At 74.1% G+C, this 18,410-nt stretch carries 17 protein-coding genes; 6 read left to right on the plus strand and 11 right to left on the minus strand.

Annotation, left to right across the window (positions count from 1 at the left end):
- Positions 1-6: 6 nt before the first annotated feature.
- The 3 genes from ABD774_RS09630 to ABD774_RS09640 all read right to left on the minus strand — a co-directional run bounded on the left by ABD774_RS09630 (position 7) and on the right by ABD774_RS09640 (position 3,751).
- The gene (locus ABD774_RS09630; protein WP_345040336.1) at positions 7-1,062 is read right to left on the minus strand and encodes an ABC transporter ATP-binding protein; all 1,056 of its coding nucleotides are present in this window, start codon (positions 1,060-1,062) and stop codon (positions 7-9) included.
- Complete coding sequence (locus ABD774_RS09635; protein ID WP_486327294.1) at positions 1,059-2,603, minus strand: ABC transporter permease; 1,545 nt, start codon at positions 2,601-2,603, stop codon at positions 1,059-1,061. Before ABD774_RS09635 ends, ABD774_RS09630 begins: the two co-directional genes overlap by 4 nt.
- A 101-nt stretch (positions 2,604-2,704) precedes the next feature.
- Positions 2,705-3,751 (minus strand): extracellular solute-binding protein, encoded by a 1,047-nt coding sequence (locus tag ABD774_RS09640; protein ID WP_345040341.1) that lies wholly within the window; start codon positions 3,749-3,751, stop codon positions 2,705-2,707.
- A gap of 159 nt (positions 3,752-3,910) precedes the next feature.
- Here ABD774_RS09640 and ABD774_RS09645 point away from each other — a divergent pair, with 159 nt between their 5' ends.
- The gene (locus ABD774_RS09645) at positions 3,911-4,795 is read left to right on the plus strand and encodes a fructose bisphosphate aldolase (RefSeq protein WP_345040343.1); all 885 of its coding nucleotides are present in this window, start codon (positions 3,911-3,913) and stop codon (positions 4,793-4,795) included.
- A 228-nt stretch (positions 4,796-5,023) separates the two neighbouring features.
- Positions 5,024-7,105: an elongation factor G gene (locus ABD774_RS09650; protein WP_345040345.1), complete on the plus strand. Its 2,082-nt coding sequence runs from the start codon at positions 5,024-5,026 to the stop codon at positions 7,103-7,105.
- A 106-nt stretch (positions 7,106-7,211) separates the two neighbouring features.
- Here the strand turns inward: ABD774_RS09650 and ABD774_RS09655 are convergent, their stop codons facing one another.
- The 4 genes from ABD774_RS09655 to ABD774_RS09670 all read right to left on the minus strand — a co-directional run bounded on the left by ABD774_RS09655 (position 7,212) and on the right by ABD774_RS09670 (position 10,066).
- Positions 7,212-7,568 carry a PRC-barrel domain-containing protein gene (locus tag ABD774_RS09655; RefSeq protein WP_345040347.1) on the minus strand — a complete coding sequence of 119 codons (357 nt, stop codon included), beginning with the start codon at positions 7,566-7,568 and terminating at the stop codon, positions 7,212-7,214.
- A gap of 166 nt (positions 7,569-7,734) precedes the next feature.
- Positions 7,735-8,130 (minus strand): PRC-barrel domain-containing protein, encoded by a 396-nt coding sequence (locus tag ABD774_RS09660; protein ID WP_345040349.1) that lies wholly within the window; start codon positions 8,128-8,130, stop codon positions 7,735-7,737.
- A gap of 131 nt (positions 8,131-8,261) precedes the next feature.
- Entirely contained in the window at positions 8,262-9,152 is an 891-nt protein-coding gene (locus tag ABD774_RS09665) for a phosphodiesterase (protein WP_345040351.1), read from the minus strand.
- A 185-nt stretch (positions 9,153-9,337) separates the two neighbouring features.
- The gene (locus ABD774_RS09670; protein ID WP_345040354.1) at positions 9,338-10,066 is read right to left on the minus strand and encodes a hypothetical protein; all 729 of its coding nucleotides are present in this window, start codon (positions 10,064-10,066) and stop codon (positions 9,338-9,340) included.
- A 62-nt stretch (positions 10,067-10,128) separates the two neighbouring features.
- Between ABD774_RS09670 and ABD774_RS09675 the strand changes: the two genes are divergently transcribed.
- Together ABD774_RS09675 and ABD774_RS09680 are read left to right on the plus strand one after the other, a co-directional pair.
- Positions 10,129-10,806: an RNA polymerase sigma factor gene (locus tag ABD774_RS09675; RefSeq protein WP_345040356.1), complete on the plus strand. Its 678-nt coding sequence runs from the start codon at positions 10,129-10,131 to the stop codon at positions 10,804-10,806.
- Entirely contained in the window at positions 10,803-11,081 is a 279-nt protein-coding gene (locus tag ABD774_RS09680) for a hypothetical protein (protein WP_345040358.1), read from the plus strand. The genes ABD774_RS09675 and ABD774_RS09680 overlap by 4 nt, the downstream gene beginning before the upstream one ends.
- A 10-nt stretch (positions 11,082-11,091) precedes the next feature.
- On the opposite strand, the gene ABD774_RS09685 is transcribed toward ABD774_RS09680, so the two are convergent.
- Entirely contained in the window at positions 11,092-11,805 is a 714-nt protein-coding gene (locus tag ABD774_RS09685; protein ID WP_345040361.1) for a hypothetical protein, read from the minus strand.
- A gap of 268 nt (positions 11,806-12,073) precedes the next feature.
- On the opposite strand from ABD774_RS09685, the gene ABD774_RS09690 reads away from it, so the two are divergent.
- Both ABD774_RS09690 and ABD774_RS09695 read left to right on the plus strand, forming a co-directional pair.
- The gene (locus ABD774_RS09690; RefSeq protein WP_345040363.1) at positions 12,074-14,212 is read left to right on the plus strand and encodes an amylo-alpha-1,6-glucosidase; all 2,139 of its coding nucleotides are present in this window, start codon (positions 12,074-12,076) and stop codon (positions 14,210-14,212) included.
- A gap of 143 nt (positions 14,213-14,355) precedes the next feature.
- Positions 14,356-15,636: a glycosyltransferase family 4 protein gene (locus ABD774_RS09695; protein ID WP_345040366.1), complete on the plus strand. Its 1,281-nt coding sequence runs from the start codon at positions 14,356-14,358 to the stop codon at positions 15,634-15,636.
- 15 nt (positions 15,637-15,651) lie between these two features.
- Here the strand turns inward: ABD774_RS09695 and ABD774_RS09700 are convergent, their stop codons facing one another.
- From ABD774_RS09700 to ABD774_RS09710, 3 genes are all read right to left on the minus strand, one after another.
- The gene (locus tag ABD774_RS09700; RefSeq protein WP_345040368.1) at positions 15,652-16,515 is read right to left on the minus strand and encodes a hypothetical protein; all 864 of its coding nucleotides are present in this window, start codon (positions 16,513-16,515) and stop codon (positions 15,652-15,654) included.
- 162 nt (positions 16,516-16,677) lie between these two features.
- On the minus strand, positions 16,678-17,724 hold the full coding sequence (locus ABD774_RS09705; RefSeq protein WP_345040370.1) for an Rv2578c family radical SAM protein: 1,047 nt from the start codon (positions 17,722-17,724) through the stop codon (positions 16,678-16,680).
- 137 nt (positions 17,725-17,861) lie between these two features.
- On the minus strand, positions 17,862-18,353 hold the full coding sequence (locus ABD774_RS09710; protein WP_345040373.1) for a DUF4262 domain-containing protein: 492 nt from the start codon (positions 18,351-18,353) through the stop codon (positions 17,862-17,864).
- Positions 18,354-18,410: the final 57 nt, after the last annotated feature.

Genomic DNA, 18,410 nt, shown 5'->3' on the forward strand with positions numbered 1-18,410 from the left:
GACGGGTCAGGCGTCGGCGAAGAAGCTCACCGGCCCGGCCACGATGACACCGACCTCCTCGTGCTCGGGCAAGGGTCCCTGCGTGCGGCAGAGCACCGGCACCACGCGCCCGTCCGGCCCGGTGACCTCGAGCCGCACGCTGGCGTCGTGGCCGTAGAACGTCGTCCCGCGCACGCGGGCGGTGACGCCCGCCCGGCCGGCCCGCACCATGTGCAGCTGCTCGGGGCGCAGCACCACACGCCCCGTGCCGTGCTCCCCCGCCGCGCCGCGCAGGAGCGAGAGCCGGCCGAGCGCCGTCGTCGCCACGCCGTCCTCGACGCGCGCGGGCAGCACCACCGCCTCCCCCACGAACGTGGCCACGTCCAGGTCCGCCGGCGCGGCGTAGAGCTCGCGCGGCGTCGCGGACTGGACCACCACGCCCTCGCGCATCACGGCGACCTGGTCGGCGATGCTCAGCGCCTCCTCCTGGTCGTGCGTGACCAGCACGCCCGTGGCGCCGATCGCCTGGAGGGCCTCGCGCACGTCCTCCCGCAGCGCGGCCCGCAGCCCGGCGTCGAGGGCGGAGAAGGGTTCGTCCAGCAGGACGACGTCGGGGCCCGGGGCCAGCGCGCGCGCCAGGGCCACGCGCTGCTGCTGCCCGCCGGAGAGCTGGGACGGCATCCGCCCGGAGAGGTCGGCGAGACCCACGAGGGCGAGGAGCTCCCCCACCCGCTCGCGCCGGCGCCGGGTGGCGTCCCGGCCGCGGTGGGGCAGGCCGAAGGCGACGTTCTCGGCGACCGACAGGTGCGGGAAGAGCGCCCCCTCCTGGGGGACGACGCCGACGCGGCGTCGCTCCGGCGGGAGGGCCCGGCCCGGCCCGGTCACCACGCGGTCACCGACGCGGACCTCGCCCGAGTCGGCGGTCTCGAACCCGGCGATGACGCGCAGGAGCGTGGTCTTGCCGCAGCCCGAGGGGCCGAGGACGGCGGCGAAGGCGCCGGAGGGCACCTCGAGGTCGACACCGCGCAGCACCGGCGTCTCCCCGAAGGACTTGCGCAGCCCGCGCACGGTCAGCCGCTTCACGTCTCACCCCCTGTCTCCTCGACGACGTGGCCCTCCTCCAGGATCCCACCTGTCCCGCGCGGGGCGACCATGCGCGACTGGACGCGGGAGAGCAGGAACGTCGGCACCGCGGCGAGGAGCACCAGGGCGACGGCGTAGGGCGCGGCGGCGGCGTAGGCGCCGACCCCCGTCTCGGTCCAGAGCCGGGTGGCGAGGGTGTCCATGCCCGTGGGGCGCAGCAGCAGCGTGGCCGGCAGCTCCTTCATCACGGTGAGCATGACCAGGGCGAAGCCGGCGGCGATCCCCGGGCCCGCCAGCGGCAGGGTGACGCGGCGCAGCACGTCGGCGGGCCGCTGGCCCAGAGAACGGGCGATCTCCTCCAGGCGCGGCGGGCTCTGGGCGACGGCGGCGCGGACCGACCCGATCGCGGCGGGCATGAACAGCACGGCGTAGGCGAGGACCAGCAACGGGGTGCGCTGGTAGATCGGCTCGGCCCATCGCACCCCGAAGAACACCAGCGCCAGCCCGACGACGATGCCCGGCAGCGCGTGCCCGGCGTAGGTGGCGTGCTCGATGAGGCGCCCGCCGCGGGAGGCGTGCCGGGCGGCGAGCACCCCCACGGGCACCGCCAGCGCCGTGGCCGCGAGCGCCCCGAGCAGCGCGACCCACAGGGTCGCCGCGCCCGCGGGGGCCAGGCGGTCCCACTCCAGGCCGGCCGAGCTGCCCCGGACCATCCAGTACGCGAGGACGACGGCGGGGAACCCGAGCGAGACCGCCGCTACCGCCGCCGTGCCCGCCAGGGCGAGGGGCCGGGCGCGGCCCAGCTGCGCCGTCGGCGGGGTGCGGGCGGCGCCGGACCCGACCCGGGAGGCCTCGGCCCGGCCCCGGGTGCGGGACTCGGCCACCGTGATCGCCACGGTGATGACCACGAGCACGACCGACAGCACGGCGGCCGGGGTGCGGTCGAAGGAGGCGCGGTAGGAGGTGTGGATGACGCGGGTGAAGACGTCGTAGCGCAGCAGGGACGGGGTGCCGAAGTCGCTGAGGGTGTACAGCGCCACGAGCAGCGCCCCCGCGGCAGCGGCGGGGCGGACCTGACGGGCGGTGACGGTCAGGTAGGTGCGCAGCGCCGACCGGCCGAGGGACCGGGAGACCTCCTCCAGCGCCGGGTCGACGCGGCGCAGCGTGGCGGCCACCGGCAGGAACACGTACGGGTAGGTGCACGCGGTGAGCACCAGCCAGGTGCCCCAGAACCCGGCGAGGGCGGGTACCACGGAGATCCACGCGTAGGCCGCGACGTAGCTCGGCACCGCGAGCGGCAGGGCGGCGACGACGGCCCAGGTCCCCCGTCCGGGCAGGTCGGTCCGGGTCGTCAGCCAGGCCAGGGCGACGCCGATCACCAGGCAGGAACCGGTCACGGCGGCCGCCAGCCCGAGGCTGCGGAGCACGAGCCACAGCGTGCGCTCCCGCCACAGCGTCTCCATCACTCCCGCCGCCCCCGCCTCGGCCGTGCGCACCACCAGGTAGGCGATCGGCAGCAGCGCGACGGCGGCAGCGACCATCGCGGGCACGAGCAGGACCGCCGGCGGCCGGCCGGCGGTCCAGCGGGGTCGCCGCCGTCCGCCGGGTGCGTCCCGGTGGGCCGGCGGGATCGACGTCACGGTCAGGTCAGTCCCACCTCGTCGAGCAGGGCGAGGGTGGCGTCGAGCGAGTCGAGGTCGTTGAGGTCGACCGAGGAGCTCTCGCCGAGGGGCTCGAGATCGTGCTTCTCGCTGGTGATGCCCTCGACCACCGGGTACTCCGCCGTGGTGTCGGCGAAGTACTGCTGCGCCTCGTCGGAGAGGAGGAACTCCACCGCGTCCACGGCGGCGTCCTCGGCGTCGGACCCGGCCAGCACGCCCACGCCGGCCACGTTGACGAGCGCGCCGGGGTCGTCGCTGTCGAGGAAGTGGATGCGCGCGGAGACGGCGTCCTCGCCCTGCTCGGCCACCCTCTCGTACCAGTAGTAGTGGTTGATGAGGCCGATGGACGCCTGGCCGCCGTCGACCGCGTCGAGCACGGCGATGTTGTTGTCGTAGGCCTGCGGCTCGAGGGCGGCGAAGTCCTCCAGCCACTGCCGGGCCCCGTCCTCGCCGCGGTCCATCCGCAGGGCGGTGACGAAAGCGTGGAAGGAGGCGTTCGTCGGGGCGTAGGCGAGCTTGCCGCGGTAGGCCTCGTCGAGGACCTGGTCGATGCCCGTGAAGCCCTCGACCTCGGGCGCCGTCTCCGGGTCGTAGGCGAGCACCCGGGCACGGGCGGAGGTGGCGACCCAGCGGCCCTCGTCGTCGCGGTAGGCCTCCGGCACGTGGCCGAGGGTCTCCTCGGGCAGGGGCTCGAGCATGCCCGCCTTGGCCAGAGCGCCCAGGGCCCCGGCGTCCTGCGAGAAGAACAGGTCGGCGTCGGTGCCCTCGCCCTCCTCGAGCAGCTGGGCGGCGAGCTCGGAGGAGCCTGCGTAGCGAACCTCGACCGTCGTGCCGACTGCGTCCTCGAGCTGGTCGAGGAGGGGCCCGACGAGCTCCTCGTTCCGTCCGGAGTAGATCGTCAGGGTGCTGCCCGCCCCCGCCCCGCCCGTGGCGTCAGAGTCGTCTGTCGCGTCGCCGCCGCAGGCCGAGAGGGCCAGGGCGAGCGTGGTGACGGCGGCGGCGGTCAGGCCGCGGGTGCCCAGTGTCATGGCGCTCCTTCTCCGCGGCACCGGTTGCCGCGCGCCGCGAGCGTAGATCAGGTAAGGGTCACCTAACAAGTTCCGAAGGTCCTCCGTCCCGGCCCGGGCGGGTGCGCGGCGAGGGACGATGGACGCACCGGGGACGACGACGAGACCACGGAGCGGGCGATGGACGAGCAGCAGCTGGACAAGGTCAGGAACGGCACCGGCTTCGTGGCGGCGCTGGACCAGAGCGGCGGCAGCACGCCCAAGACGCTGCGCCGCTACGGCATCCCCGAGGACGCCTACGCCGACGAGGACGAGATGTTCGACCTCGTGCACGAGATGCGGACGCGGATCATCACCTCTCCGGTCTTCGGCGGCGACCGGATCATCGGCACGATCCTGTTCGAGAACACCATGGACCGGCAGATCCTCGGCCGGCCGACCGCCGACTACCTGTGGGCGGTGAAGACCGTGGTCCCGTTCCTCAAGGTCGACAAGGGGCTGCAGAAGGAGGCCGACGGCGCACGGCTGATGAAGCGCATCCCGTACCTCGACGCCCTGCTCGAGCGGGCGCTGGCGCAGGGCATCTTCGCCACGAAGATGCGCTCGACGATCTCCCTGCCGGGCCCCGGCCTGACCGACGTCGTCCGCCAGCAGTTCGAGGTGGCGGAGCAGATCCTCGCCACCGGGCTCGTCCCGATCATCGAGCCGGAGATCGACATCCACAGCGCACGCAAGCCGGAGGCCGACGACCAGCTCCGCGACGAGCTGGCCGCCCGGCTCGACCGCCTGCCGCCCGAGCACCTCGTGATGCTCAAGCTGACCCCGCCGGAGACCGACGACCTGTACGCCCCGTTCGTCGCCCACCCGAACGTGCTGCGCGTGCTGTTCCTCTCGGGCGGCTACAGCCGGGAGGAGGCCAACGCGCGCCTGGCGCGCAACCACGGCGTCATCGCCAGCTTCTCGCGGGCGCTCACCGAGGGCCTCGACGTGTCCCAGACGCCGGAGGAGTTCGACCGCGTGCTGGACGGGTCGATCGCCAGCATCGCGGCCGCCTCGGCCACCTGAGCCGGCGGCGCGCGGCTCCGACGGGTCGGCGTCGAGTCGGCGTCGGGTCGCCGTCGGGTCGCTGAAGTGGTCGCGGCGAGTGACCACTTCGGCAGCCTGGTCGTGCCGCCCCTCTACCGCCGGTCGCGACGGCGGACAAGGGACCGTTGCCCTCTCCGCGACGCCGCCGCGCGACTACGATCTGACGAACCGGCCCCGGCCCGGGGGCATGCTCGCTGGAGAGTGGTCATGGACGACGTCGTCACCTCAGCCATCCGCAACGTCGCCCTGGTCGGCCATGCCGCCGGCGGCAAGACCTCCCTCGCCGAGGCGCTGCTGCACCGTGCGCGCGCCACCCAGCGTCTGGGGCGGGTCGACGAGGGCACCTCGGTGCTCGACACGGACCCCGAGGAGGTTCGCCGCCGCCAGACGCTCACCCTCGCGGTCGCCTCCGTCCCGTGGACCACCGCGGCCGGCCAGACCTGCAAGCTCAACCTCATCGACACCCCCGGGCACGACGAGTTCGGTCAGGTCGTCGACGCCGCCCTGTCCGTGGCCGACCTGGCGGTCGTCGTCGTCAGCGCGGTGGAGGGTGTCCAGCCCGGCGACGAGCGCGTCTGGGCGCGGTGCCGCGAGCTCGGGATCCCCCGGTTCATCTTCGTCACGAAGGAGGACAAGCCGTCCGCGGACTTCGAGGGCGTCCTCGCAGACCTGCGCGCCCGGCTGGGCGGGCGGCTGTTCCCGCTGGAGCTGCCGATCGTCGAGAAGGCGGGTTTCTCCGGCGTCGCGGACGTGCTCTTCGACGTCGCCCACCGCTACGACGCCGAGGGGACGGAGTCCACCGGCCCGGTGCCGCCGGAGCTGGCCGACCTGGAGCACAGCCGGCACACCGAGCTGGTGGAGGAGGTCGTCAGCGGCGACGACGACCAGCTCGAGCACTACCTCTCCGGGGACGAGCCACCGCCCGCCGAGCTCGAGCGCACCCTGCGCCGCGCCGTCGCGGAGAGCGCGATCTTCCCGGTCCTCGTCGGCTCCGGCCTCACCGGCGCGGCCGTGGACCGGCTCGGGGACTTCATCTGCGAGATCGGCCCGTCGCCGGACCTGCACCCGGCCACGGTGCTGGTCGGCGGCGAGCCGACCGTCGTCGTCGCCGACCCGGCAGCGGAGCCGCTCGTGCACGTCTTCCGCACCCTCGCCGACCAGTTCGTCGGCCAGGTCTCGCTGCTGAAGGTGCTCTCCGGGACGGTCCGCGAGGACGACCGCCTCGTCAACACCAGCACCGGCGCCGAGGAGCGCCTCCACGGGATCTTCGGGCTGCTCGGCCGGACCCACCTCGACGTCCGGCAGGTCGTCGCCGGGGACGTCGCCGCCGTCGCCAAGCTCTCGGACTCCCCCACCCGGACCCTCCTCGCCCGGCCCGGGCGGCCGGTGACCCTGCCGGAGCTCCCGGTGCCGCCGGGCGGGTTCACCCTGGCGGTGCGGCCCCTCACGCAGTCGGACGACGACAAGCTCACCGACGCGCTCCGGCGCCTGTGCGCCGAGGACCCGGCGCTCGTCGTCGTCCAGGACGAGGAGTCCGGCCAGACGCTCGTCACCGCGGTGGGCGACACCCACCTGGCGGTCGCGCTCGAGCGGCTGGAGCGGAAGTTCGGCGTGCGCGTCTCGACGGAGGAGGTGCGGCTGCCCTACCGCGAGACGATCGGCGGCGCCGTCGAGGTCGAGGGGAAGGTGAAGAAGCAGTCGGGCGGGCACGGCCAGTTCGCCGTCGTCCGGCTCGTGGTCAGCCCCGCACCGCGCGGGGACGGCCTGACGTTCGTGGACTCCATCGTCGGCGGCGCGATCCCGCGGCACTACCTGCCCGCCGTCGAGCGCGGCGTCCAGGACGCGCTCGTGGCCGGCGGGCCCAACGGGCACCGGATCACGGACCTGCGGGTGGAGTGCGTGGACGGGAAGTACCACTCGGTGGACTCCTCGGACATGGCGTTCCGCACGGCCGCGGCGCAGGCCGTGGCGACGGCGATGCAGCAGGCCGGCAGCGTCGTCCTCGAGCCGGTCTCGGCGGTGACCGTCAGCGTGCCGGCCGAGGCGCAGGGCGACGTCCTCGCCGACCTGTCCTCCCGTCGGGGCCGGGTGGTCGACACGGGCACGGCGGAGGACGGCTCCGGCATCATCGAGGCCCACGTGCCCACGTCCGAGCTGCGCCACTACACGGTGGACCTGCGGGCGATCACCGGCGGCCGGGGCACGTGCCGGGCCGCGCACGACCACTACGACCCGGTGCCCGAGCACCTCGTGGCCGCCACCCGTCCGACCGTGACGGCGGGGCGCTAGCCGAACGGCCGTGACGGCGGGGCGCTAGCCGAACGGCCGTGACGGCGGGGCCGAGCCGCCGACGTCAGCCCGGTGCGGGCGAGCTCCGCGGCTCTGACGCCTCTGGTCACGCCCCGCCGGGCAGGGAGCCGTAGTACGCGGCGACCTCCGCGCGGTACCCCGGGTCGTCGAACCGGGTGCCGCTGCGGCGCCGCGGAGCGCCCTCGATCTGCTCACGCGTGAGCGGGACGTGGAGGCACCGCTCCTCGGGGTCGATGCGCTTGACCGCCCCCGCGGGGAGCAGCGTCATGTGGCCGAAGAACACCGGGCCGCTACCGACCACGATCGCGCCCTCCCCGGCGTCGAGGGAGGCGTCGTCGACCGTGCCGACGTCGCCGTCCCGCGCCCGTACGGCCCAGCCCACGAGGCTCTCGACGTCCTGGTCGCCGTCGCGGAACGCCCATGCCTGCCAGGTCTGTGCCATCCGTCTTCTCCCCCTCGTGCGGTCCGTGGTGCCTCTCCCACCGTCGCCGCCGTGCCCGGCCGGCGCAACACGAGCGCCACGCGACGGCCTCCGCCCCGGCGACCGGAGCAGACGCAGGAGGGCGGTCCGGCCGACGCCGGACCGCCCCGTCGTCACACCATCCCGGTCAGATGCCCCCGCCCGTCGTGCCGGGCGGCATCCCGCGGCTGTAGATGCCGCTGTAGTACCCGCCGACCCGGTCGCGATAGCCCGCGTCGGTGAGGTCCGCGCCCTCGTCGAGCTCGGGCGAGTCCTTGATCTGGCCCTTGGTCAGGTCCACGTAGACCGACTCGTCGTCCCAGTCGACACGCTGGACCGTCCCCGCCGGGAGCAGGACCTTGCGCCCGAAGATCCAGGGACCGGTGTCGACGACGATCCGGCTGGCCCCCACGTCGAGCGTCGCCTCGTCGACCTTGCCGATGTCGCCGTCCGTGGCGTGAACCTTGAAGCCCACCAGGCTCGCGCCCTCGCGCATGCCGCCGACCTCGTTACGGAAGGTCCAGGCGTCCCACGTCGCACTCATCGAAACCTCCTCGTGCGAAGACGCGGGGGCGCGGGCGCGTCCCTTCTCGCGTCCTCGTACCCACGATGGACCCGGGACGGGAGAGCGGCAACCGCTCGGCCCTCACCCTGACGGGCTCGCGGCGATGCACCTCAGCCCGCTGCAGGCGGGATGTGCACCCCGGCCTCGGCCAGCAGCTGAGCCGTCCGCTCCGCGTCGACGGGGCTGCCCACGGTGGGGAAACGGCCGATCGGCACCACCGAGTGGAGCACCGTGCGGTCGTACACGTGCACGAGGTTGAAACCCTGGGCGCCGTCGCGCCCGCGGGTCCCGCGCTGCGGGGTCTGGAGGTCCTGCGTGTAGCAGGTCGAGGCGGCGACGGAGACGGGGATACCGGCGAACGTCCCCGACGTGGAGTAGTGCAGGTGACCGCCCAGGATGGCGCGCACGTCCGACCCGCGCAGCACGTCGGCCAGCGCGGCCTGGTCGCGCAGCTCCACCGTGACCGCAAGGTCCGGGACGGACGGCAGAGGCGGATGGTGGAGCGCAAGCAGGCTCCCCTCGGAGGCCGGGAGGGCGAGGACGGTCCGCAGCCACGTCAGCTGGGCCGGCTGGAGCTCGCCGTGGTGGGCCCCCGGGACCGAGGTGTCCAGGACGACCAACCGCAGGCCACCGAGCATGACGACGTGGTCGTACGGCTCTCCCGTCGGGGGCAGGTCGAGAAGTTCCTGGCGCAGCCGCACCCGGTCGTCGTGGTTGCCCACCACCCACACGATCCGGGCGCCGATCCGCGCGGCCACAGGTTCGACGACGGACCGCAGGTCGCGGTAGGCGTCGGTCGCACCGGTGTCCGCCAGGTCTCCGGTGAAGATCAGGGCCTCGGGACGGACGCCCGTGGCCTCAAGCCCCTCGAGCAGCTCGGCAAGATGCGCACGCGAGTCGGCGACGCCGCCGAGCCGCTCGCCAGGAGGGACGAAGTGCGTGTCCGAGAAGTGCACCAGGAAGTGGCGGGGCCGCGGGTGCTCCGCGCGGCGCAGCGTCATAGAGGCACTTCGCTCGGACCACCGGCGTGCCCTGGCACGACGGCGCCGGGCAGCAGCTCGCGGTCCACGGCGATCGTCATGGACACCAGTGTGAGGTCCGCCGCTGTGCGGCGTCGTGCCGAGACTGCACGGCGTGGACCGCCAGCGGTGCCGGTCGGCTCGACGACCGGCACCGCTCCGGGACGTCAGCGGAACATGGCCGGGAACCGGGCGATGATGCCGCTGCTCAGGGTGTCCGCCATGTCCAGGACGTGCAGGTGCGCGGCGTCGTAGTCGGCGACGGAGGCCGCGTAGCTGCCGCCGAGCTCGTTCGCCGCCTCGCTGAACGTCTGGTCGAGGTGCGTGGCCATGCCGGCGCGCATCTCGTCGGCGGGCCAGTGACGCGGGTCCGCCTCGCCGAGGAAGTTGCCGATGTCGTCGCCGTTGGCGGCCCAGCGCGCCCGCGCGTCCGCGAGCGCGTCGCCGTCCCCGGCCCTGGCCGCCTGGAGGATGTCCACGGCGATGAGGATGTGGTCGGTGAGCAGGGCGGTGAGCTGGTCGCCGGCCTCCTCGCCGTAGTAGGGCTTGATGGCGTCACCGATGTCGACCTGGTTCTGCAGGAGCCGGTCGGCGGTGGCCGGGAAGGACGGCGAGTCCGCGGCGAAGGTGACGATGGCCAGCCGGGTCCAGCTGACGTGGTCCTCCCAGAGCTTGCGCATGTCGTCGTGGAACGCCTGCTGCGCCGCCGTGCGCGGGACTGTGCCCGCGTCGTGCCCGTGCCCGTGCGTGGAGCTCGCGAGGGCCGGCGTCCGCGGCGCGGCGTCGGCCCCGAGGCGGGGAAGCCACCACGCGGCGAGGCCGACGACGATCGCGAGCACGAGCGCCCCGATCACCTGGAACGGGTGCCTGCTGGTCCGTGCGGGGTTACCGTTCATCTCACCTGTCCTGTTCTCTTGGTCGGATCGCCCCTCGCCGGGCGGGTCTGGGGCGCTGGAACGTGACACAGGAGTTGGCGTCCGAGGGGACGACGGTCTTACCTGCCGGGGCGAGGTCGCTCGACGACGCCGTGCCGCTGGACTGGGTGGCCACGCTGCGAGTTCCGGGGCCGGAGCGTGACCGGGCGCTGGCGACGCTGCACGCCCTGCTGGAGCGGGCGGCCCGGCATCAGGTGCACCGGATGCGGCACCTGCTCGGGGCCGGGGACCGCGCCACCGTCGACGAGCTGACGACGGCCGCGGCCGACGGCGCCCTCGCCGCGTTGCTGGCCAAGCTCGACACCTTCGAGGGCCGCAGCCTCTTCACGACCTGGGCCTACAAGTTCGCCATCCTGGAGGCGGCCACCGAGGTCCGCCGTCGAGCGTGGTCCGGGCGCGAGGTGAGCCTGGAAGGGGGCGAGCGGCTGACCGATCCCGCCCCCGGCCCGGAGCAGCTGGTCCTCGCGCACGACCTCGCCGACGCGGTCAGCCTCGCCCTCGACGAGGCCCTGACCGAGCACCAACGACGCGTCGCCGTCGCCCTCCTCGTCGAGCAGGTGCCCGTCGACGTCCTCGCCGACCGGCTCGGCACTACCCGGGGCGCGCTGTACAAGACGCTCCACGACGCCCGCCGGCGCATCCGTGCCCATCTGACCGCCGCCGGTTACCTCCCCGCCACGTCCCGGACAGGTGCGCGATGAACCCCGAGCGTCCCCGGCTGACCGAGCAGACCGCACGCCTCTTCGCGCTGCGGACGGAGCCGTGGCTCTCCTGCGAGGACTGCTTCGACCGCATGGACACCTTCGCGGAGGAGCTGCTGACCCGACCAGGCGCGGACGACCTGGCGATGCGGGTCCACGTCGCCGGCTGCCCGGCGTGCGCGGAGGAGCTGGAGTCGCTGGTCGAGCTCGTGGCGCAGGAGAACGGACTGGACGCCGCGCCGGCTCTGCGTCGCCTGCACGAGCCGGTCGGCTGACTGCCGCCGCCTAGCCTGCGGCCCGCTCCCGCGACGGCCCCACGACCGGCCGGTGCGGGATCGACGACGCGACCGCGAGGGTCAGCACGGAGACACCCCCCAGCAGCCCCGCCCAGGCGCCTCGCGGCGTGGTCAGCGCGAGGTCGTCGCCGCCCACCCCGGGCGCCGAGAGGACGACGCCCGCGGCGATCAGGAGCACGAAGAGTCCGCTGACCAGCCGCGCCCAGCGCGACCCCCGGCGCGAGAGCGCGAACCCGCCGGCCATGCCGGTCAGCGCGAACGCCACCGCTCCACCCCCGAGCCCCTGGGTGAGGAACGCGACGATCGCGCCCGGGAGCAGCAGGGGCGCGATCGCGAGCGCGAGCGGGGCGAGTGCCAGCCAGCGCCAGTGGCGACGGCCGCCCGTGCGGCGCAGGTACTCCGCCCAGCCGAGGAGGGCACCGGTCACCGCGCCCGGCAGCAGCAGGGCGGCGAACGTGCCGGCCCACCCGAAAGCTGACTCCTGCCCTGCGAGCGCGACCATGTACCCCCGCAGCCCCGCCGCCCAGGCGAGACCGAACAGGGCGCCGACGGCGACTGCCGCGGGCGCGGTCTCGGGCGGGACTCCTGATGGCGGGACCTCTGGCGCCGGCACGGCCGGGCGCGAGGAGTTGGCGCCCGACCTGCCCGTGGCATCGGGTCTCGGTACGGCATCGGGCGTCGGTGCGGCGAGCGAGCCGGTCATGGCACACCTCCCGGGGGCGGCCGGCGACAGCGGCGCCACCGCGCGTCACCGCCGGTACGGGGACAAGCGTCCTCCGCCGAAGGCCGGACGTCGAGATCCCCGACCGTGCCCGCACCGGACGGTCCGCGACCTGTTAGCACGCCCCGCCGGCGGCGTCTACGATCAAGTTTCCCTGCCGGGGGCGCTGGTCCACGGGCGCGTGACGCCCGTGCCAGACAGCAGGTGTCCGGGGCACAGCGTGGCGGGAACGCTCCCGCTCAGGAGGTGCATGGTGACTCTCGCATGGAACTTCGCCGGATCGCCGGGCGGCGTCACGGCGGGCGCGGTGACGCTCATCGAAGGCTCATCCTTCTGCCTCTCCGAGGCGTCGGGGGACATCACGCCCGGATCCGTCCAGGGACTGTTCCTGCGCGACACGCGGGTGCTCTCGCGCTGGGAGCTCCGCCTCGACGGCGACCCGGTGGAACCGCTCACCGTGCTGACGGAAGAGACGTACCGGGGCGTGTTCATCGGCCGGGCGATGCCGCGGGCCGGGCTGGCCGACTCGACGATCCTGGTGGAGCGTCACCGCTACGTCGGCGCGGGCATGCGCGAGGACATCGTGGTGCGCAACCTCGGGCAGGAGACCGCAGCTTTCGCGATGGTGCTGCACGTCGACGCCGACTTCGGGGACCTGTTCGAGGTCAAGCAGGGGCACGTCGAGAGCCGCGGCGAGCACGCCATCCAGCACACCGACAACGAGCTGCACCTCACCCGCCGGTGGCAGGGGCACAGCCGCGGGGCCGTCATCTCGGCGACGGGTGCGTCCGTCTCCCCGGACACGCTCACCTTCCGGGTCGTGGTGCCCGCTCGCGGGCAGTGGAGCACCTCGATCCACGTCCTGCCCGTGATCGACGGGGTCCGGCCGGCCCCCACGTTCCCGGAGGACCAGCCCGTCACGAGGACGCTGCCGGCGGTCCGCCGCACGGCCTGGCGAGAAGAGACACCGACGATCACGGTGCCCAACCTGGTGGTGCAGAACATCCTGCGCACCAGCGGCCGTGACCTGGAGTCCCTGCGCATCCACGACCCCGCCAACCCGGACGCGGTGGCGGTCGCCGCCGGCGCGCCGTGGTTCATGGCTCTCTTCGGCCGGGACTCCATCCTCACGGCGCTGATGACCCTGTCGATCAACCCCTCCCTGGCGCTCGGCACCGCGGAGGCCCTCGCGCGGTTCCAGGGCGTCGGTGAGGACCCGGTGACCGAGGAGCAGCCCGGCCGGATCCTGCACGAGATGCGGTTCGGCGTCGACGCCACCGACGCGCTCGGCGGCAACATCTACTACGGCACGGCCGACGCGACCCCGCTCTTCGTCATCCTGGTCGGCGAGCTCCTCCGCTGGGGCGCCGACCCGGACAGGGTGCGGGCGCTGATCCCCCATGTCGACCGGGCGCTGGAGTGGGTGGAGCACTACGGCGACCGGGACGGTGACGGGTTCGTCGAGTACCAGCGGATCACCGACCGGGGCCTCGTCAACCAGGGGTGGAAGGACTCTCACGACGGCGTCACGGACGCCGCGGGCCGCATCCCCCACGGCCCCATCGCGCTGGTCGAGGTCCAGGGGTACGTCTACGGCGCCTACCGGGCCCGGGCCCTGCTCGCCGAGGCGCTCGAGAACGACCCCGAGACCGCCCACCGGTTCCGCGAACGCGCCGCCATGCTTCGCGAGCGGTTCGAGGAGGCTTTCTGGCTGCCCGGCCGCGGCTGGTACGCCATCGCCCTCGACGGCGACAAGAAGGCCGTCGACTCGCTCTCCTCCAACATCGGGCACGCCCTCTGGGCGGGCATCGTCGCCCGGGAGCACGCGGCCCAGGTGGCCGACCAGCTGCTGTCCCCGGACATGTTCACCGGCTGGGGCGTGCGCACCCTCGCCAGCTCGATGGGCGCGTACAACCCCATGAGCTACCACATCGGCTCCGTGTGGCCGCACGACAACGCGATCATCGCCACGGGGCTGCGGCGCTACGGCTTCGTCGACCACGCCACCCGCGTCGCCCGCGCGCTCCTCGGGGCCGCCGCCGAGTTCGGCGGCCGCCTGCCGGAGCTCATGTGCGGCTTCGACCGCACGGAGTACGCGCGGCCGGTGCCGTACCCGGCCGCCTGCTCCCCGCAGGCCTGGGCCGCCGCGGCACCGGTCGAGCTGACCCGGGTGCTGCTGGGGGCGCAGCCCTGCTTCCCGCACCAGCACCTGCGCCTGGACCCGCACCTGCCGGCCGAGCTCCAGCCCCTGACCGTTCACGGCGTCCGGCTCGGCTCCGCGACCGTCGACCTCGAGGTTCGTGACGATCGCGCCACGGTCACCGGACTCCCCGAGGGCGTCAGCGTGAGCGCCGAACCGTGCCCCTGCGGCGATCTGCAGACCGTCTGAGGAGCCGGCGGCGGGGACGCCGCGAGACGGGACAGCCGGACATCAGAAGAGAGTCGACGCTGCGGGTGAAGGCCGGCGGCGGTGCCCCCCGGACACCCGGGTGCCGCGCGGGCATGTTGAACATTCCTGAGGGAGGGAATGCAGTGGACACGCTACGCATCGCCATGGTCGCACCTCCGTTCTTCGAGCTGCCCCCCACCGGGTACGGCGGCATCGAGCTCGTGGTCGCCGACCTCATCGACACCCTGGTCGAGCGCGGCCACGAGGTCACCCTCATCGGCGCCGGCCGCAACGGGACCAGGGCGCAGTTCCGCCGCACCTACGCCGAGCCTCAGCACGCCCGGCTGGGCGAGCCGTTGCCCGAGGCGGTCCACGCCGCCGCGGCGGCGCAGATCCTCGACCGCCTCGACGTCGACGTCATCCATGACCACACGCTGCTCGGCCCGCTTCAGGCGCGCGGGCGCGTGACCCCGACGGTGGTGACGGTGCACGGGCCGGTCGTCGGCGAGCCGGCCGTCTACTACCGGCTGGTGGGCGGCACCACCCACCTCGTGGCGATCTCGCACGCCCAGCGCTCGTTCGCGCCGCAGCTGAGCTGGGTCGGCACCGTTCACAACGCCATCGACCCGGGACGCTGCACCTTCCGCGCCGAGAAGGAGGACTGGGTGCTGTTCCTGGGGAGGTGCACCCCGGACAAGGGGATGCACCTGGCGATCGACGTCGCCCGGGCTGCCGGGCGGCCGATCAAGCTCGCCGCCAAGTGCCAGGAACCGCCTGAGCAGGCCTACTTCGAGGCAGAGATCCGACCGCGTCTCGGCGACGGCGTGGAGTGGCTCGGGGAGATCACCGGGCAGGAGAAGCAGGACGCACTCGCCGCCGCCCGGTGCCTGCTGTTCCCGCTCCAGTGGGAGGAACCCTTCGGGATGGTGCTCGTGGAGTCGCTCGCCTCGGGCACGCCCGTGGTCACCATGCCTCGCGGTGCCGTGCCGGAGATCGTCACCGACGGGGTGACCGGGTTCGTCAGGGACCGGCTCGAGGACCTGCCCGCCGCGATCGACGCCGCAGGTGGCATCGACCCCCACCGGTGCCGGCAGGAGGTGCTCGACCGGTTCACCCCGCAGGTCATGGCGACCAGGTACGAGAAGGTGTACCGGCGCGTGCTCGACCGGACCGGCGGCGTCGCCCGCAAGGTGGCGGTGCGTGCGATCAGGGGTCGCGTCGCCGGGGCGCCCGACGCCGTCACGGCCATCGCCGGGAAGGCGCTCGGCGCGCCGGCGTCCGGCGCGGTCGCCACTGCCGTGCCCGACACTCCCCTGCCGGGAGGGGCCGGCACTGCCCTGCCCGGCGCGGTCGGCTCCCCCCGGCCTGGAGCGGTGGGCACGCCGCGGACCGGACCCGCGTCCGCCTACCCGCCGGCCTCCTAGCCGACGGCAGGTCTCTCACTCCCCGGCGAAGAACACCGGCTCTGCGGACCAGCCTGGCGTCACGGTCCACAGTCCGTGCGCGCCGGCCGGGACCACGACGCAGACGTTGCCCGTGGCCGTGCCACCGCCGTAGACCTGGTCGACCTCCCACAGGTCGTCAGGGACGACGCCGCACATGTCGGAGTACGTGCGCGCGTCCGAGCCGACGAAACCGACGCCCAGGTCCGTCCCGGCGTGCCCGGACTCGGTGCCGGTGTACGTCGCCGTGACCGGGACGATCCAGTACTCCATGCCCGACGGCGGGGCGCCGTTGAACTGGTTCTCGGCCTGGATCTCCTCCCCCGCCTCGCGGGGCGCACCGAGGGCGACCTGCCACTCAGGGGTCGAGACTGCGGTGCCGACGGGAAGGGGGTTGTCACGGCTGCCCTCGTTGCCGGCGAGCGTGCGCACGGTTGATAGGCCCGGGGCCCCGGCTGCGTCGTCGACGCCGCTCGTCGTGCCCCCCTCGGCGACGTCCGGGTCGCCGGCCCCGCCGTCGGTCGAGGACGGGGCGCCGCCGGTCGTGGCAGGCGCCCCGGCAACCGCGAGGTCGGCGGTGAGCTCGGCGCCGGCGGTCGCGGCGGCGTCCGCCGGCCTGTCCGCGGTCGCGCCGCCGATCGCGAGACCTGCCACCAGACCGGCCGCGCCTGCGGCCGCTGCGACCAGGGCGACGAGGCCTCCCGGCACGCCCCTGCGCACGAAGGGGCCGGGGCGAGCGGTCCAGGCACCGCGGACGGGGCCGGGGGCGGGAGGTGCGTACCCGGCCTCCGCCTCCGGTGCCGGTGCACCGCCACGGAACGGCGACGTCCCGCCGTCCGCACCGGAGGGGCTCGTGGTCATGCGGGCGCTCTCGATTCGCTCGTTCTGTGCCTGTCCGGTCCGCATTGTGACAGAGCCGGGCCGATCGCCACGCCGCTGACCGACCCGCGGGCGGACCAGGCGCGGAGGGCCACCGGGTTGCGCCGGGAGGTCTCCGGGGGGCGAAGGCCTCAGGGCCGGCACTCAGAACAGGGCAGGCTGCGACGGCACGCTCACCGCGGGCGGAGGCTCGAGCGCGGCCGATGCCGCCGGCGCGCCGGCCGGTGAGCGCGCCCAACGGCGCGGGGGCCGGCGGTCGAAGCCGTGCCGGCGGCGGGCGCGGCCTGCACGCTCGCCGAGCCACGTGCGGTACTCGGCCGGGGCGTAGGAACCGCCCGCGTAGAGCCGGCGGTAGCGCGGCACGAGCGCGGGGTGCTCCCGCTCCAGCCAGGCGAGGAACCACTCGCGTGCGCCGGGCCGCAGGTGGAGGGCCCCGACGGTCACGTCGGACGCACCTGCCGCGCCGAGGGCTGCGAAGAGGGCGTCGAGCTGCTCCTCGGAGTCGGTGAGCCACGGCAGGATGGGCATGGCAAGCACCGAGCACTCCAGGCCGGCGTCCGTGATCGCGCGGACGAGGTCGAGCCGCGCCCTCGGTGCCGGGGTGCCGGGTTCGACGCGCTGCTGCAGCTCCGGGTCGACGAGCGCGAGCGAGACCGCGACCGAGACGTCGACGTCGCGCGCCGCCTCGACCAGGAGCGGCAGGTCCCGCTTGAGGAGCGGCCCCTTGGTGAGGACGGAGAACGGCGTGCCGGACTCTGCGAGCGCCCGGATGATGCCCGGCATGAGCCGGTAACGCCCCTCGGCGCGCATGTACGGGTCTGAGTTCGTCCCCAGGGCGACGTGCTCACGCTGCCAGGACGGGCGGGCGAGCTCCTTGCGCAGCACCTCGACCACGTTGGTCTTGACCACGATCTGGGTGTCGAAGTCCTGCCCGCTGTCGAGGTCCAGGTACTCGTGCGTGCGGCGCGCGAAGCAGTAGGTGCACCGGTGCAGGCACCCGCGGGTGGTGTTGATCGTCCACGCGAAGGGCATGGACGACGCCGCCGGGACCCGGTTCAGCGCGCTCCTGCACAGCACCTCGTGGAAGGTGACCCCGTCGAACTCGGGCGTCCGGACGCTGCGCACCAGACCGGCGAGCGGCAGCAGCGCCGAGTCGTCCGCGCCGTTGAGCTGGCGAGCCTCCCATCGCATGCCACTATTCGAACACACTTGCGAAGCGGCGTCCAGCGAGCGGAGGTGCGCAGGGGGCACCGGCGTCTCCAGGCAGCGGCGCAGAGCGGGAGCTGCTCACCTCGGGCGTCGGGAGCGGACCGCGCGCAGGTGGCCGACTACGCCCGGAACGCCCCCGGGCGCGGCTGCCGCCAGGCCGGCACGGAGTAGCCGGCGTCCCAGGGGAACCGGCCGGACCTGTCGTCGACCGTCAGGTGCAGCACCGGGACCGAGCACTCCGCCGGCCGCTGGTAGTGCAGGTTGGCGGCGAAGACGATGTCACCGGGGTTGGGCGACTCCTCCACGAAGACCCTGTGCGGCCAGTGCTCGAACGTCACCACCTCGCCCGGCACCAGCTGCCTGCCGCGGTACACCTGCCGGGCCAGGTCGTTCAGCAACCCGCCGGCGTTGTCCATGTTGAGCCCGAGCACGAGCAGCTCCGGGTGCCCGACGCCGAACAGCCCGACCGTGTAGCAGAAAGGCGTCTGCTCGGCGTCGGGATCCCCGAACACGTACTCCAGGTGCACGCCGGTCTCACGGATGTGCTGCACCACAAGCTGGGCCTGCTGGTCGAGCCACGCCCCGACCGCGGCGTCGTCCGTCCCCGTCATCGTCGTCCCCTTTCCTCGGTGACGGCGACGCTAGGGCGGACCGCCGACGCCCGGCCG

Source organism: Georgenia daeguensis (genome assembly GCF_039537705.1).
Classification (GTDB): Bacteria; Actinomycetota; Actinomycetes; order Actinomycetales; family Actinomycetaceae; genus Georgenia; species Georgenia daeguensis.

Bases quoted from the DNA above. Each gene is read 5' to 3' on its own strand.
- ABD774_RS09660 (WP_345040349.1), bottom strand. From the start codon at position 8,130: ATGAGTGCGACGTGGGACGCCTGGACCTTCCGTAACGAGGTCGGCGGC.
- ABD774_RS09635 (WP_486327294.1), bottom strand. From the start codon at position 2,603: ATGGTCGCTGCCGCCGTCGCGCTGCTGCCGATCGCCTACCTGGTGGTG.
- ABD774_RS09655 (WP_345040347.1), bottom strand. From the start codon at position 7,568: ATGGCACAGACCTGGCAGGCATGGGCGTTCCGCGACGGCGACCAGGAC.
- ABD774_RS09680 (WP_345040358.1), top strand. From the start codon at position 10,803: ATGAACCCCGAGCGTCCCCGGCTGACCGAGCAGACCGCACGCCTCTTC.
- ABD774_RS09645 (WP_345040343.1), top strand. From the start codon at position 3,911: ATGGACGAGCAGCAGCTGGACAAGGTCAGGAACGGCACCGGCTTCGTG.
- ABD774_RS09665 (WP_345040351.1), bottom strand. From the start codon at position 9,152: ATGACGCTGCGCCGCGCGGAGCACCCGCGGCCCCGCCACTTCCTGGTG.
- ABD774_RS09705 (WP_345040370.1), bottom strand. From the start codon at position 17,724: ATGCGATGGGAGGCTCGCCAGCTCAACGGCGCGGACGACTCGGCGCTG.
- ABD774_RS09650 (WP_345040345.1), top strand. From the start codon at position 5,024: ATGGACGACGTCGTCACCTCAGCCATCCGCAACGTCGCCCTGGTCGGC.
- ABD774_RS09700 (WP_345040368.1), bottom strand. From the start codon at position 16,515: ATGACCACGAGCCCCTCCGGTGCGGACGGCGGGACGTCGCCGTTCCGT.
- ABD774_RS09690 (WP_345040363.1), top strand. From the start codon at position 12,074: ATGGTGACTCTCGCATGGAACTTCGCCGGATCGCCGGGCGGCGTCACG.
- ABD774_RS09670 (WP_345040354.1), bottom strand. From the start codon at position 10,066: ATGAACGGTAACCCCGCACGGACCAGCAGGCACCCGTTCCAGGTGATC.
- ABD774_RS09710 (WP_345040373.1), bottom strand. From the start codon at position 18,353: ATGACGGGGACGGACGACGCCGCGGTCGGGGCGTGGCTCGACCAGCAG.
- ABD774_RS09640 (WP_345040341.1), bottom strand. From the start codon at position 3,751: ATGACACTGGGCACCCGCGGCCTGACCGCCGCCGCCGTCACCACGCTC.
- ABD774_RS09685 (WP_345040361.1), bottom strand. From the start codon at position 11,805: ATGACCGGCTCGCTCGCCGCACCGACGCCCGATGCCGTACCGAGACCC.